13 protein-coding genes and 1 pseudogene are annotated in these 12,926 nt (G+C 69.9%); 9 read left to right on the top strand and 5 right to left on the bottom strand.

Features of this window, described 5'->3' with window-relative positions; translation table 11 throughout:
- Nucleotides 1-90 precede the first annotated feature (90 nt).
- The 3 genes from ABTZ94_RS20950 (at nucleotide 91) to ABTZ94_RS20940 (ending at nucleotide 5,479) form a co-directional block, all read left to right on the top strand.
- Nucleotides 91-1,053, top strand: a complete 963-nt coding sequence (locus ABTZ94_RS20950) for a slipin family protein (RefSeq protein ID WP_351202561.1) — start codon at nucleotides 91-93, stop codon at nucleotides 1,051-1,053.
- A gap of 152 nt (nucleotides 1,054-1,205) precedes the next feature.
- Nucleotides 1,206-4,166 (top strand): SCO1167/SCO6262 family helicase, encoded by a 2,961-nt coding sequence (locus ABTZ94_RS20945; RefSeq protein WP_351202560.1) that lies wholly within the window; start codon nucleotides 1,206-1,208, stop codon nucleotides 4,164-4,166.
- Nucleotides 4,163-5,479 (top strand): SWIM zinc finger family protein, encoded by a 1,317-nt coding sequence (locus tag ABTZ94_RS20940; protein WP_351202559.1) that lies wholly within the window; start codon nucleotides 4,163-4,165, stop codon nucleotides 5,477-5,479. Before ABTZ94_RS20945 ends, ABTZ94_RS20940 begins: the two co-directional genes overlap by 4 nt.
- A gap of 59 nt (nucleotides 5,480-5,538) precedes the next feature.
- On the opposite strand, the gene ABTZ94_RS20935 is transcribed toward ABTZ94_RS20940, so the two are convergent.
- Together ABTZ94_RS20935 and ABTZ94_RS20930 are read right to left on the bottom strand one after the other, a co-directional pair.
- A complete protein-coding gene (locus ABTZ94_RS20935) occupies nucleotides 5,539-5,847 on the bottom strand; it encodes a hypothetical protein (protein WP_351202558.1) in 309 nt (102 codons plus the stop codon).
- 81 nt (nucleotides 5,848-5,928) lie between these two features.
- On the bottom strand, nucleotides 5,929-6,507 hold the full coding sequence (locus ABTZ94_RS20930; protein WP_351202557.1) for a TetR/AcrR family transcriptional regulator: 579 nt from the start codon (nucleotides 6,505-6,507) through the stop codon (nucleotides 5,929-5,931).
- Nucleotides 6,508-6,593: 86 nt separating this feature from the next.
- Between ABTZ94_RS20930 and ABTZ94_RS20925 the strand changes: the two genes are divergently transcribed.
- Nucleotides 6,594-7,142, top strand: coding sequence for an HXXEE domain-containing protein (locus ABTZ94_RS20925; protein ID WP_351202556.1), 549 nt, complete (start codon nucleotides 6,594-6,596; stop codon nucleotides 7,140-7,142).
- A 33-nt stretch (nucleotides 7,143-7,175) separates the two neighbouring features.
- Here the strand turns inward: ABTZ94_RS20925 and ABTZ94_RS20920 are convergent, their stop codons facing one another.
- Nucleotides 7,176-7,688 carry a DUF3574 domain-containing protein gene (locus ABTZ94_RS20920; RefSeq protein ID WP_351202555.1) on the bottom strand — a complete coding sequence of 171 codons (513 nt, stop codon included), beginning with the start codon at nucleotides 7,686-7,688 and terminating at the stop codon, nucleotides 7,176-7,178.
- Nucleotides 7,689-7,875: 187 nt separating this feature from the next.
- Between ABTZ94_RS20920 and ABTZ94_RS20915 the strand changes: the two genes are divergently transcribed.
- The 3 genes and pseudogenes from ABTZ94_RS20915 (at nucleotide 7,876) to ABTZ94_RS20905 (ending at nucleotide 9,254) form a co-directional block, all read left to right on the top strand.
- On the top strand, nucleotides 7,876-8,286 hold the full coding sequence (locus ABTZ94_RS20915; protein WP_351202554.1) for a RidA family protein: 411 nt from the start codon (nucleotides 7,876-7,878) through the stop codon (nucleotides 8,284-8,286).
- Nucleotides 8,287-8,405: 119 nt separating this feature from the next.
- The gene (locus ABTZ94_RS20910; protein ID WP_351202553.1) at nucleotides 8,406-9,137 is read left to right on the top strand and encodes a DUF7873 family protein; all 732 of its coding nucleotides are present in this window, start codon (nucleotides 8,406-8,408) and stop codon (nucleotides 9,135-9,137) included.
- Nucleotides 9,138-9,168: 31 nt separating this feature from the next.
- Nucleotides 9,169-9,254 (top strand): annotated as a pseudogene (locus tag ABTZ94_RS20905).
- 331 nt (nucleotides 9,255-9,585) lie between these two features.
- Here the strand turns inward: ABTZ94_RS20905 and ABTZ94_RS20900 are convergent.
- Together ABTZ94_RS20900 and ABTZ94_RS20895 are read right to left on the bottom strand one after the other, a co-directional pair.
- Nucleotides 9,586-10,203, bottom strand: a complete 618-nt coding sequence (locus ABTZ94_RS20900) for a cysteine peptidase family C39 domain-containing protein (protein WP_351202576.1) — start codon at nucleotides 10,201-10,203, stop codon at nucleotides 9,586-9,588.
- A gap of 13 nt (nucleotides 10,204-10,216) precedes the next feature.
- Nucleotides 10,217-11,428 carry a pyridoxal phosphate-dependent aminotransferase gene (locus ABTZ94_RS20895; protein ID WP_351202552.1) on the bottom strand — a complete coding sequence of 404 codons (1,212 nt, stop codon included), beginning with the start codon at nucleotides 11,426-11,428 and terminating at the stop codon, nucleotides 10,217-10,219.
- Between the two features lie 86 nt (nucleotides 11,429-11,514).
- Between ABTZ94_RS20895 and ABTZ94_RS20890 the strand changes: the two genes are divergently transcribed.
- The gene (locus ABTZ94_RS20890) at nucleotides 11,515-12,225 is read left to right on the top strand and encodes a winged helix-turn-helix transcriptional regulator (RefSeq protein WP_351202551.1); all 711 of its coding nucleotides are present in this window, start codon (nucleotides 11,515-11,517) and stop codon (nucleotides 12,223-12,225) included.
- A gap of 114 nt (nucleotides 12,226-12,339) precedes the next feature.
- Nucleotides 12,340-12,846 carry a cupin domain-containing protein gene (locus tag ABTZ94_RS20885; protein ID WP_351202550.1) on the top strand — a complete coding sequence of 169 codons (507 nt, stop codon included), beginning with the start codon at nucleotides 12,340-12,342 and terminating at the stop codon, nucleotides 12,844-12,846.
- Nucleotides 12,847-12,926 lie beyond the last annotated feature (80 nt).

Below are 12,926 nucleotides of genomic sequence, written 5' to 3'. Positions count from 1 at the left end.
ATGTTCATATTGGTTGATATTGGGCATACCGTGGTAACAGTCACTTTTTTGAGTGATTCCGATGTTTCCGGCATTCATCAGGGGGCCGTCATGGTCCAGGAGCTCGTGATCGCAGTAGTTGCCGCTGCCTCGGTGTGTGGGCTGTACGCGGCGGCTGCGGCCAAGATCGTCAAGCAGTACGAGCGGGGTGTCGTGCTGAGGCTCGGCAGGCTCCGTGAGGACGTGCGAGGGCCCGGGTTCACCATGGTGATCCCCGGTGTCGAGCGGCTGCGTAAGGTCAATATGCAGATCGTGACGATGCCGGTGCCCGCCCAGGACGGCATCACGCGGGACAACGTGACGGTGCGGGTGGACGCGGTCATCTACTTCAAGGTGGTCGATGCGGCGAGTGCCGTGATCCAGGTGGAGGACTACCGGTTCGCGGTGTCGCAGATGGCGCAGACCTCACTGCGGTCGATCATCGGCAAGAGCGATCTGGACGATCTGCTCTCCAACCGCGAGAAACTGAATCAGGGTCTTGAGCTGATGATCGACAGTCCGGCGGTCGGATGGGGTGTGCAGATCGACCGGGTGGAGATCAAGGACGTGTCGCTGCCGGAGACGATGAAGCGCTCCATGGCCCGCCAGGCCGAGGCCGACCGTGAGAGGCGGGCCCGGGTCATCAACGCGGACGCCGAGCTCCAGGCGTCGAAGAAGCTCGCCGAGGCGGCGAAGGAGATGTCCACCCAGCCGGCCGCGCTCCAGCTGCGCCTGCTGCAGACGGTGGTGGCGGTCGCGGCCGAGAAGAACTCCACCCTGGTGCTGCCGTTCCCGGTGGAGCTGCTTCGCTTCCTGGAGAGGGCGCAGCATTCCGTACAGCAGCAGCCGATGATGCAGCCGCAGCAGCCCGCACAGCCGCAGCGCTCCGCGCAGCCGCAGCCGCAGTCACGTCCACGGCCGCAGCCGCCGTCCGTGGCTCCCGCGCCTGCTCCCGCTCCCGCGCCTGTTTCCTCTCCCGCTCCCGCCCCCGAGCCCGAGCGGCCTCCTCGTCCGAAGCCGCTCGCCAGGCACTGAGCCGAACCGGTCGGCTCGGTGGACCGGTCCATACCGCATTTGACCTGCTGGAACGCGGGTGAACGACTGGTTGTCAGACCCCCCGCCTAGACTCGCAGGAGTCATAGGGATCAAGACGATCAAGAGGATCGCGGCGGGACGGGAGGGGACCGATGATCACGGCGCAGCACCAGCTGGACGCGTCGGCTGTCCGCCTCATGCGCTGTGCCGCGGTCTTCCTGCCCGCATCGCTGCCGAGGGACGGGCGCGTTGCCTTCTGGGATCCCGATGAGGGCTCTCTCCCTGAGCCGGATGCCTTCTCCGGACACTCCGCAGCCCCTGGGAGTTCCGCACCTGGCGCGACTGCGGCCGAGATCACCGTCGTCCGCAGGCACGGCCGGCGGGACGGCGTCCGGCGGCGTACGGTGCCCGCCCTGCTGCTGTCGGTGTCCGATGCCGTGCCGTTGCTGGCCCGCGCCCGGCATCAGCAGTCCGCCCACCCCGCCACCCGCTGCTGGGGTGCCGCCGCACTCCACGCGCTCAACCTGGCGGCGCGCGGCAGGCTGCTCCCCGGCCTGACGGGCGACGACCACGACGCATGGCGGGCCGGACCGCGCGATGCCGAGGACGTCGCCCATCTCCGCGCGATCGCCGCCGCCATGCCGGCCGAGGGGTACGCGGTCCCGCTCCCGGACGGCACACCGCTCCGGATCCCCGACCCCGAGTGGCTGCTCGGGGCGTTCCTCGACGCGGTTGCCGACACCCTGCCCCGTACACCCGCCGCGGCGTACGCGATGGGGGCACCCTTCGCGGCCCGTGAGGCTCAGCATCTGCCGGGCGCCCGTGACTGGGCCGTCGAAGTCGCGGCCGGCCTCGATGCGGGCGTACGGGTGTCTCTGCGCCTGGACCTGTCGGCGTACGAGCTCTTCGACACGGCCAATACGTACGACAGCCCCGACGGCAGCGACGCCTCCGACGGCAACAGCGCCTCCGGCGCGGGCACGGATGCCCGGCCCGGTGCCGCGCGGCACGCCGCCGCGGCCATCACCCAGGTGCACAGCCTGGCCGACCCGACCTATGTCGTCGACGCCGCCGCACTGTGGAACGGCGGGGCGGGAGAGCAGTTCGGTCCGCGGGCCAGGATCGACGCCGTGCTCGCACTGCGCCGTGCCGCCCGCGTCTGGGCGCCGCTGGAGCGATTGCTGGACCAGCCGGTGCCCGATGTGCTCGCACTCGAAGAGGACGAGTTGTACGAGCTGCTGAGCGACGCCGGAGCCCGGCTGGCGGAGGCCGGGGTGAGCGTCCACTGGCCCAGAGAGCTCGCCCGGTCGCTCACCGCCGCCGCCGTCGTACGGCCCGCACCCGGCTCGGCCACCGACGGCACCTCGTTCTTCGACGCCGAGCAGCTCTTCGCCTTCAACTGGCAGTTGTCGCTGGGCGACGAGCAGCTCACCGAGGCGGAGATGGACGTCCTGGCGGAGGCCCACCGGCCCGTGGTGCGGCTGCGGGACCAGTGGGTCGTCGTCGACCCCGCGCTCGTACGCAAGGCACGCAAGCGGGAGTTGGGCCTGCTCGATCCGGTCGACGCCCTCGCCGTCGCCCTGACCGGCAGCGCCGAGGTCGACGGCGAGCAGGTCGAAGCGGTGCCGATCGGGGCGCTGGCCGCACTCCGTACCCGTATCACCGCCGAGGACACCACCATCGCCCCGCCACCCGGCCTGGACGCCACGCTCCGCGACTACCAACTGCGCGGCCTCGCCTGGCTGGACCGGATGACCTCACTCGGCCTCGGCGGCTGCCTCGCCGACGACATGGGCCTGGGCAAGACGATCACCCTCATCGCCCTCCATCTGCACCGCGCCCATCCCGCGCCCACCCTGGTGGTCTGCCCCGCCTCCCTCCTGGGCAACTGGCACCGGGAGATCAACCGCTTCGCCCCCGGTGTCCCCGTGCGCCGCTTCCACGGCACCGACCGCACACTCGCCGAACCCGACGGCGGCTTCGTCCTCACCACTTACGGCACGATGCGTTCGAGCGCGGCGCAACTCGCCGGCCACAGCTGGGGACTGATCGTCGCCGACGAGGCCCAGCACGTGAAGAACCCGCACTCCTCCACGGCGAAGGCGCTGCGCACCATCCCGGCCCCGGCCAGAGTCGCCCTCACCGGCACCCCCGTGGAGAACAACCTCTCCGAGCTGTGGGCCCTGCTCGACTGGACCACCCCCGGACTGCTCGGCCCCCTCAAGGCGTTCCGGGCCCGGCACGCCCGTATCGTCGAGAACACCGGGACGGCTGCCGGGCTCGCCAACGACGAAGCGGTCGAACGGCTTTCCCGGCTGGTCCGGCCCTTTCTCCTGCGCCGGAAGAAGTCCGACCCGGGCATCGCCCCCGAGCTGCCGCCCAAGACGGAGACCGACCACCCCGTCTTCCTCACCCGCGAGCAGGCCACGCTCTACGAAGCAGCGGTCCGCGAGACGATGGCGTTCATCGAAGCCTCGGAAGGCATCGCCCGCCGCGGTCTGATCATGAAGCTGCTGGCCTCGCTCAAGCAGATCTGCAACCACCCCGCGCAGTATCTGAAGGAGGAACCGACCCGCCTCGTCGGCCGTTCGGGAAAGCTCGCCCTGCTCGACGAGCTCCTCGACACGATCCTCGCCGAGGACGGCTCCGTTCTCATCTTCACCCAGTACGTGACGATGGCCCGGCTCCTGTGCGCCCACCTCGCCTCGCGTGCCATACCCTCCCAACTCCTGCACGGCGGTACGCCGGTGGCCGAGCGGGAGCGGATGGTGGACCGCTTCCAGTCCGGCGAGGTCCCGGTCTTCCTGCTCTCCCTCAAGGCGGCAGGCACCGGACTGAATCTCACAAGGGCCGCCCACGTCATCCACTACGACCGCTGGTGGAACCCGGCCGTCGAGGAACAGGCCACGGACCGGGCGTACCGCATCGGCCAGACGCAACCTGTGCAGGTGCACCGGCTGATCGCGGAAGGCACGGTCGAGGACCGGATCGCCGAGCTGCTGCGGGCCAAGCGGGTCCTGGCCGACGCGATCCTCGGCGCCGGCGAGACCGCGCTGACCGAGCTCAGCGACCGTGACCTGGCCGATCTCGTCTCGCTCCGGAGGCCGTCATGAGCCCCCGTCCCCAGCCCCGTTCATACGCCCGCCCCGAGCCCCGCCCTGTCGCACGCTCGCGCCCCGGCCCCGATGATCTGCGGCGCACCTTCGAGGCAGTGCCGCCCCGCACGTCCGACGGCGACGACCCCTTCGCGGACAGCTGGTGGGGCCGCGCCTGGGTGGCCGCCCTGGAGTCCCTGTCGATGGACGAGGGACGGCTCTCCCGCGGCCGTACGTACGCCGACAGTGGCAACGTCGCAGCGATCACCGTCACCCCCGGACGGGTCGTCGCCTACGTCCACGGCAGCCGCCCGCGCCCCTACCGCGCCGAGCTGCGTCTGCGGTCGTTCACCGACGCCGACTGGGACGTCTTCCTGGACACGGTGGCCGCCCGTCCCGGTCACCTCGCCGCACTGCTCGCCAAGGAGATGCCGCACTCGCTGGCCGACACGGCGGCCGAGGCCGGTATCGGACTGCTGCCTGCCGCGGGCGACCTCGATCCCGGCTGCTCCTGCCCCGACCACGGCTGGCCCTGCAAGCATGTGGCCGCCCTCTGCTACCAGATGGCCCGGCTCCTGGACGCCGACCCGTTCGTCCTTCTGCTGCTGCGCGGCCGGGGCGAGCGCGAACTCCTCGAAGAGCTGGGCCGCCGCAACGCCGCACACTCCGCCATGGAACGCCCCACGGCCCCCGCCGTTCCCTCCGTACCGGCCCGAGAAGCCCTCGCCGACCGCTACCTCCCGCCGCTGCCCGCCCCGCTTCGGGTCCTGCCGCATCCCGGGCAGCCACCCTCGTACCCGAGCCTGCCCGGCGCCCGCGACCCGCTCGCCCTCGACCACCTCGCCACGGATGCGGCGGCCCGTGCGCACACGCTCCTCACCACCGGCCTCGACCCGCTCGCCGGCCTCACCCCCTGGCAGGACGCGGTACGACTGGCCGCGTCCCGTCCCACCGCCGGACTCACCGCAACCACCCGCGCCCTCTACCGCGAGCTGGCGTACGCCACCGGCCGCACCCCCACCGACCTGGCCCGAGCCGTCGCGGCCTGGCGCCAGGGCGGCGCCGAAGGGCTGGCCGTCCTCGAAACGCCCTGGGATCCTCCGGCCGGCCCCTTCGACCGGGCCCGCCCCGCGCTCGCAGCCGCCGACTTCCCCCGCTTCCACCCCTGGCGCAACCACCTCACGCACCCCAGCGGCGCACTCCAGCTCCGCTTCGGCCACGACGGCCGTTGGTACGGCTACGAATCCGAGCCGGGCGAGGACGACTGGTGGCCCCGCGCCACCCCGGATTCCGACCCGGTGGGCGCGGTCATGGCACTCAGCGGAGGCTGACCACCCCGGACGGCCCCGGACCGGCCCTCAGCGTCTCAGTTCCGCAGATAGACGACCCCTCAGCTCCGCAGACAGACGAAGAGACCGATCAGCAGCACGACGACGATCGGCAGTACGATCAGCCGCGCTTTCCGGAACGACTCGTCCTCCTGCTGGGACAGCCCCCGGTCGGCGCCGTGCGCCGACGCCAGATGTTCCCCGGCCATGTCGGTGATCTTCTCCATGGTCAGGAGTGACGGCGACCAGCCGCAGTGCGTACAGACCAGGAAGTCACGGTACGGGTCGTACCGGAAGTCCCGTTCCACGTTGACCGTGAACACCTCACCGTCCGGCGTCATGGCTGTGTAGTGGCGTATCGGCGCACCCATGTGGATCGCTCCCTGTTCCGCGCATGTGATGTGGTCCGGTACCCGGGCGCGGCACCGTACCCGACCGCCCTGGGGCCGCCCTCAGCGAGGCAACACGGCATCGACGACATCGCGGGCGAAGTCCGGCGGTACCGGTTCGCGGCGGAGCAGTACCCGCATCCAGACCGCCCCCGCGGTCAGATCCAGCAGCAGCATCGGGTCGGCGTCCTCGGCAAGTTCACCACGGGCGGTGGCGCGGGCGAAGACCGGCTGCTCGCGGGAGAACCGATCGGCGAAGAAGTCACGGGTGAGGGCGGCGAGTTCGTCGTCCGGCAGGCCGGTACCCGAGGTCATGGCACGGGCGACCGGTTCTGTACGCCCGTTGGTGAGCAGGTCGATGATCTGTTCGGTGAGGGCGATCAGATCACCGCGGAGGCTGCCCGTATCGGGGATGCCGATGTCGAGGACCCGGGCATGGATCAGGGCCGCCCGCAACAGCGCCGGTTTCGAGGGCCACCAGCGGTAGATCGTCGTCTTGTTGACCCCGGAGTCCTGGGCGACGGCCTCGATGGTGAGACCGGTGTAGCCGCGTTCCGCCAGATGACGCAGCGTGTTGTCGAAGATCGCTTCGGCGGCACGAGGGCCCTTGCCCGGGCGGCGGTTCACGATCGGATCGGGCATGAGCACTCCAGACAGAAGCAACGCAACGCAACGTTGCGTTGCATTGTATGGTGTGGTCATCGTACTGCGACGTATGGGGGCACGGTATGGCGGAGACAACGGTTTCCAAGGCGGTGACCTGGGGGCTGCTCGCCGCCTGGGTGGCCAACGATCTGGAGGAGCTGGCCACCATGGCCGGCTGGGCGCGGTCCGCCCGACCGCGACTCCAGGAGCGATTCCCGAAAGTGCCCGAGCGGATCTGGGCGCGGATGGAACTCTCGCAGCGGGATGTCAACGTTGCCATCGGCCTCATGGGCGGGGTCATGGCGGCAGCGTCGGCGGACGGGGCGCGCACCGGCGGCCGCAGCCCGTTCTTCCGGACCGTACTGGTCGGATTCGGGCTGCACGGCGTCGTCCACATGGCGCAGTCGCTGGCTTACCGCGGCTACACGCCAGGGGTCGTCACAGCGCCGACCGTTGTCATCCCGTACTCGCTCTGGGCCGTGCGGCGGCTGAAGGCGGCCGGCATCGGGAGCGGCGGCGCCGGCACGGCGGCAGCGTCGCTGGCGCTCCTCCCGGTGACCGTCGCGGGAGTGCACGGGCTGGCGCGCCGGCTGAATCGGCCGCGCGGGCGCAGAGCCCGTACGGCGACGTGATCGGGGAGCGGCGCGGCGGGGTGACGGGTGGTGTCAGAAGTCGGCGGTCGTGCGCTCTTCGAGCCGGGCCACCGACTCCTGGGCGTACGCCTTCTCGTAGGCGTCGCGGATCCGCTCGATCCGGGCATCGCGTACGCGTGCCTCGGATGCCGGGTAGAGCAAGGTGAGTTCGTAACTGCGCTCCCGTTCGATCACCCCGTGGAAGTCCCGCCACTGTCCCCGGCCGTCGTGGATGGTCGGTCCGTTCGGAAAGCGCGGAGTGACTTCCTCGTCGATGTATGCGCGAAATTGACGATCGGTCACCTCCGGTCTTCCGTCGGGTCGTTCGGTGCCGAAGAACAGCCGGGTCTCGATGTAGGCCTTCCCGCGCGTGGCGACGGCCGACGCCGTCGACGGCGAGGCGGCGGGGGCTTCGTCGCCGAGGGTGGCGTCCGCGACGGGCGTACCCACGGCGAGTACGGCCAGGGCGGCGGCTGCGGTGAGTGCGGTGTGCCGCTTCGGGCTGGTGAGACCCTTTGGGCCGGTGAAGTGGGGGAAGCGGGGCAAGGCGGGGACCTTCGTCAGGAGCGTGCGTGGGCCGGTGGCGCGCAGATGCGGGGCTCACTGTGACAAGCGGTCCCCGCCGGACAGCGGCAGGACATGGGCATTCGGTGGGAACCACCCGTACAGATCGGTCTGTGGGCCGGACGGAATTCCGCCGCGCCCCGCGGCTCGGGCTGTCATACTCACCCGTATGTCTGCGGAGATCAGCCGGATCAATCCGGACCAGTTGCACCCCACACCCGGCTATCACCACATCACTGTGGTGGAGGCGGGCCGGACCGCGTACCTGGCCGGGCAGTGTCCGCTCGACCGTTCGGGCACGCTGGTGGGGCCGGGTGACCTGGACGCCCAGATCGATCAGGTGGTGGCCAATGCTCTTGTCGCCTTGGCGGCCGTGAGCGCCGAGCCGGCCTCGGTCGTCCGGTCGGTGATCTACGTGGTCAGCGACGACGTCACGGCCCTGGGGGCCGCCTGGCGCCGGCTCACCGGCTCGGTCATCGGGCCCGCGTTCACCACTGCGAGCACGCTGCTGGGCGTCGCGCAGCTCGGCTTCGCCGGACAGCTGATCGAGGTCGATCTCACCGCGGCACTCCCCGGCTGAATGCTCGCCCCGTGGGCGTGGTTGCCCGGTGAAGGCCCTGGCTCCGGAGGCCTGTTGGAAGGGCCGCCCCCGCGAAAACCCTTGGCTCCGGCCGACTCGGCGCTGCTAGTTTCCTCGATGTGGCGAAACTCAATCAGATCATCGCAGTGGAGAAGGGCGTCAAGTCCAAGGCCCACCAGGACCTGACGGCGGGGCATCACGGCCTCCAGAAAACCGGTCTGCTGGCCGGGATCTCCCGGACGTACCAGCCGAAGGACGAGGAGGGTGAGCAGCTGCCGCCCGAGTCGACCCTGGTGCAGATCAAGGCCGAGGACGTGCTGCGGGAGACCGCGACGACCCTGACCCGGCTCTTCGATGTAACCGCCACCAAGGACTGGGCGAACTGCACGGCCCGCGCGGATGTGAAGGTCGACGGACGCGTGCTCGTGAGCGAGGTGCCGGTGTCGTATCTGCTCTTCCTGGAGAAGCAGCTGACGGACATCAATACCTTTGTTCGCAAGCTGCCGGTGCTCGATGCCTCCGAAGCCTGGACACAGGACCCCTCGACGGACTCCTGGAAGACCGAGCCCGTGAGGACTCTTCGTACGAAGAAGGTGCCCCGCAACCATGTGAAGGCGGAGGCCACCGACAAGCACCCGGCGCAGGTCGAGGTGTACTACGAGGACATACCGATCGGGTACTGGACGACGGTGAAGTTCTCCGGAGCCCTTCCCGCGCGGCGGGTCAACGAACTGCTGGACAGGGTGGAGAAGCTCCAGCAGGCCGTGAAGTTCGCCCGCGAGGAGGCCAACGGCGTGGACGTCACCGACCAGCGGGTGGGTGATGCGGTATTCGGTTACCTCTTCGGGTGACCGTCATGGATTCCCCGGCCGCAACACCGCGGCCGGGGTGCGCGAGGAGCGCAAGCTGAAACTGAAGCTTGTCGTGACGACGCGGTTCCAGTGGAGGTTCGAGTCCTCCCCCCGGCACTCTGTGCGTACCCCGCACACGAACGGGCCGGGGTGGCCCAAATGGCAGAGGCAGACCGCGATCAATCTCAGACTCTTGCTCCAGACTCAGCATTCGCCACCGATCGCCGAATCAAATGGGCCCGTGCCCATGGGCGTCGAGATGCCGGTTCGACTCCGGCCCGCAGAGCTTCGATCTGCGGTCGTCTAAAGGCAGGACGCGGCGACATAAACCTGACACGGGTCCTTAAAAGTGTCGGCGTGCCGAATGGGTGGCATCTCAGGGCTCGGGGGCCGGCTACGCCCCCGGGCCCGCTCCCGTTTCCCGGGGCGTCCTGTCACGCACCAGCCGTCACGCACTCGTCGGCAGTGAAACCCCACGCCCCGCGAAGAAGCGCTCGAAGTCGGGCAGCGGAAGCTCCGCGGCACGCGTTGTGGCCGTCGTACCGGACGGGTTGTGGAAGTGGACGCCGGTGCCGTCGGCCGTTCGGGACGTCAGCAGCACCAGATGCCCGCCCCGCCCCGGAGCGGGCCGCCGCGGATGGCGGATGCCGTAGTGCACCGAGGCCATGACCGTCCGGCCGCAGTCGAGCAGACCGAGAATCTCCTGCGACGAGAGATGGCGGTGGACCGTGGCGTCGAGGCCGTGCGCCTCCTGTACGTACTCTGCGAAGGGGGCGTAGATCAGGCCCCGGATCACCCCCTGCGCATCCTCCGTGTACGCGCCGTACTTGAGCGCCCCGTCGCGCAGCGCGAACAGGGACGGGGCCCCGGCGCCGAGCGCCATGCGCAGGCAGGTCATACCGCACAGATGACCTGACCAGCGCGCATACTCGGCCGGTGATGCCGCGCCCGACTCCGCCCAGGCGGGGTCGGCGGCCGGATCGAGTCCGCCCTCCACGATCGGACCGACGAGCTCGAACGAGGCGAACTGGGTGAGGACGGGAACGCGGCAGGCGGGGCAGGTCACCAGGGGCATCCGATCACTGGCGGTATCCGGTCAGGAAGCGGCCGATGCGGCTGATCGCCGCGTCGAGATCGTCAGCGTACGGGAGTGTCAGGATCCGGAAGTGGTCGGGCCGCGGCCAGTTGAAGCCGGTGCCCTGTACGACCTGGATCTTCTCCCGCAGCAGCAGATCCAGGACGAACCTCTCGTCGTCGACGATTCGATGCACCTTCGGGTCGATGCGCGGGAACGCGTACAGCGCGCCCTTCGGCTTCACGCACGACACGCCGGGAATCTCGTTCAGCCTCTCCCAGGCCCGGTTGCGCTGCTCGTACAGCCTGCCGCCGGGCGCGACCAGTTCCCGGATGGACTGCCGGCCACCGAGCGCCGCCTGGATGGCGTACTGCGCGGGCGCGTTGGGGCACAGGCGCATGGACGCGAGAGTGGTCAGCCCCTCCAGATAGTTGCGGGCGTGCTGCTGCGGGCCGGAGATCACCATCCAGCCGGAGCGGAACCCCGCGACCCGGTACGTCTTCGACAGGCCGCTGAAGGTGAGGCAGACCAGGTCGGGGGCGAGGACCGCCACGCTGTGGTGCTCGGCGTCATCGTAGAGGATCTGGTCGTAGATCTCGTCGGCGAGGACCATCAGGCCATGCCTGCGCGCCAGATCGAGGATGCCTTCGAGGACCTCGCGCGGATAGACGGCGCCGGTCGGGTTGTTCGGGTTGATGATTACGACGGCCTTGGTGCGGTCGGTGATCTTCGAGGCCATGTCCGCGAGGTCCGGGTTCCAGTCCGAGGCCTCGTCGCAGGTGTAGTGGACGGCCTTGCCGCCCGCGAGGGTCACCACCGCGGTCCACAGCGGATAGTCCGGGGACGGGATCAGCACCTCGTCGCCGTCCTCGAGCAGTGCCTGGACGGCCATGGAGATCAGCTCGGAAACGCCGTTGCCGAGGAAGATGTCGTCGACCCCGACATCCGTCAGACCCATGGCCTGGTAGCGCTGCGCCACCGCCCGGCGGGCGGACAGGATGCCGCGCGAATCGCTGTAGCCGTGGGCCTGCGGAAGCATCCGGATCATGTCCTGGACGATCTCCTCCGGCGCCTCGAATCCGAAGAGCGCGGGATTGCCCGTGTTGAGGCGGAGCACGCTGTGACCCGCCTCCTCCAGGGCGGTGGCGTGCTCGATGACCGGGCCCCGGATCTCGTAACAGACCTCGTCGAGCTTGCTGGACTGCCGGAATTCCATGCGGTGGCCTCCCCGACCTGATTGCGATACTTGGTTTTACCAAGCTCGGGCTTGGAAAGTCCAACAACATGTCTAGACTGCGTCGCATGCCACGTCAGCAACAGCCCGCAACACGCTCGGCTCGCCGCCGGAGTTACGACCAGTTCTGCGCCACCGCACGCTCCCTCGATTCCGTGGGCGACCGGTGGACCCTGCTGATCGTCCGTGAACTGCTGGCGGGCCCCCGCCGCTACACCGACCTCCACGCCGACCTGCCGGGCGTCAGTACGGACGTCCTTGCCTCTCGGCTCAAGGACATGGAACAGAGCGGCCTGGTCACCCGCCGCCGGCTTCCGCCGCCCGCCGCGGCCTCGGTCTACGAACTGACCGAGCGCGGCCACGGGCTGCTGCCCGTACTTGCCGCGCTCGCCGAGTGGGGTGCACCCGCGCTCGCCGAGCGTCGGCCCACCGATGCGGTACGGGCACACTGGTTCGCGCTCCCGCTGCTGCGCGCGCTGGACGGGCTGACACATGAGGGTGTCGTCGAAGTCCATCTGGACGAGGGTGAGTTCCATGTGCACGTCGGTGGTGCGATGGCCGGTGCGGGAGGCGGTGCCGGTGGCAGGGGGAGCGCGATGGCCGGTGCGGCCGTGTACGGGGATGGGCCTGCCGCCCACGCCGATGCCCGTATCGCACTCGATGCCGAGGTCTGCCTGGCGCTCGGACAGGGCGAGTTGACGCTCGCCGAGGCCGTCGAGGACGGGCGTATCGAGGTGTCGGGTGACGGGCCGCTCGCCGCCGAACTTCGCGGCGAGTGACCGCTGGGCCGGGAGGATTCCACAGCTCAACTCGCGGGTAGCGTGGGGGTATTTGGGATGTCCGGTTCGGGATGTCCAGGACGCTTCCGGGACGCTGAGGCAGAGGAGTCGTACGTGAAGGTCGGCAGACAGCAGGGCAGCCGCGGGCGGCGGCTACGGCAGGGGCGACTCGCCAAGGCTCTGGTCATAGGCGGCTGCGTGGCCGCGCTCGGCTTCGTACCGTCGGCGGCCGTCGCCACACCCGGCAGCGGTGTGAGCGGCACGGTGGTCGCGAAGGGCACATCGGCGGGAAAGCTGAAGGTGAAGACCCCGAACGGCCGCACCGATGTGACCTTCCGGACCATTACCGTCGAGCCGGGCGGCTCCACCGGCTGGCACACCCATGGCGGGCAGCTGATCGCCGTCGTCAAGTCCGGGACACTGACGCGCACTCTGGACGACTGCTCGGTCGAGGTGACGCCCGCGGGCTCGTCCTTCATCGAGCCGTCCGGAGCCGATCACCGCCACATCGGACGAAACCTGGGGGCCGAGCCCGTCGTGCTCTGGGTGACCTATCTGCTGCCCGAGGGCAGTGCGCTCTCCGACGACGCCGACGCGGTGGACTGCGACGCGAAGAAGTAGCGAACGACGCTCGCCCACCGCCGCGACCGGCGGGCTGTCGGCCGGCGAGCGCCACTGCCCGGGCGGCCTGTGGCCGCCCG

The sequence above is a fragment of the Streptomyces sp. NPDC002785 genome (genome assembly GCF_040295565.1).
Lineage (GTDB): Bacteria > Actinomycetota > Actinomycetes > Streptomycetales > Streptomycetaceae > Streptomyces.
This window is presented reverse-complemented; position numbering and strand designations above follow the sequence as displayed.

Bases quoted from the DNA above. Each gene is read 5' to 3' on its own strand.
- ABTZ94_RS20950 (WP_351202561.1), top strand. From the start codon at position 91: ATGGTCCAGGAGCTCGTGATCGCAGTAGTTGCCGCTGCCTCGGTGTGT.
- ABTZ94_RS20945 (WP_351202560.1), top strand. From the start codon at position 1,206: ATGATCACGGCGCAGCACCAGCTGGACGCGTCGGCTGTCCGCCTCATG.
- ABTZ94_RS20940 (WP_351202559.1), top strand. From the start codon at position 4,163: ATGAGCCCCCGTCCCCAGCCCCGTTCATACGCCCGCCCCGAGCCCCGC.
- ABTZ94_RS20935 (WP_351202558.1), bottom strand. From the start codon at position 5,847: ATGGGTGCGCCGATACGCCACTACACAGCCATGACGCCGGACGGTGAG.
- ABTZ94_RS20930 (WP_351202557.1), bottom strand. From the start codon at position 6,507: ATGCCCGATCCGATCGTGAACCGCCGCCCGGGCAAGGGCCCTCGTGCC.
- ABTZ94_RS20925 (WP_351202556.1), top strand. From the start codon at position 6,594: ATGGCGGAGACAACGGTTTCCAAGGCGGTGACCTGGGGGCTGCTCGCC.
- ABTZ94_RS20915 (WP_351202554.1), top strand. From the start codon at position 7,876: ATGTCTGCGGAGATCAGCCGGATCAATCCGGACCAGTTGCACCCCACA.
- ABTZ94_RS20895 (WP_351202552.1), bottom strand. From the start codon at position 11,428: ATGGAATTCCGGCAGTCCAGCAAGCTCGACGAGGTCTGTTACGAGATC.
- ABTZ94_RS20890 (WP_351202551.1), top strand. From the start codon at position 11,515: ATGCCACGTCAGCAACAGCCCGCAACACGCTCGGCTCGCCGCCGGAGT.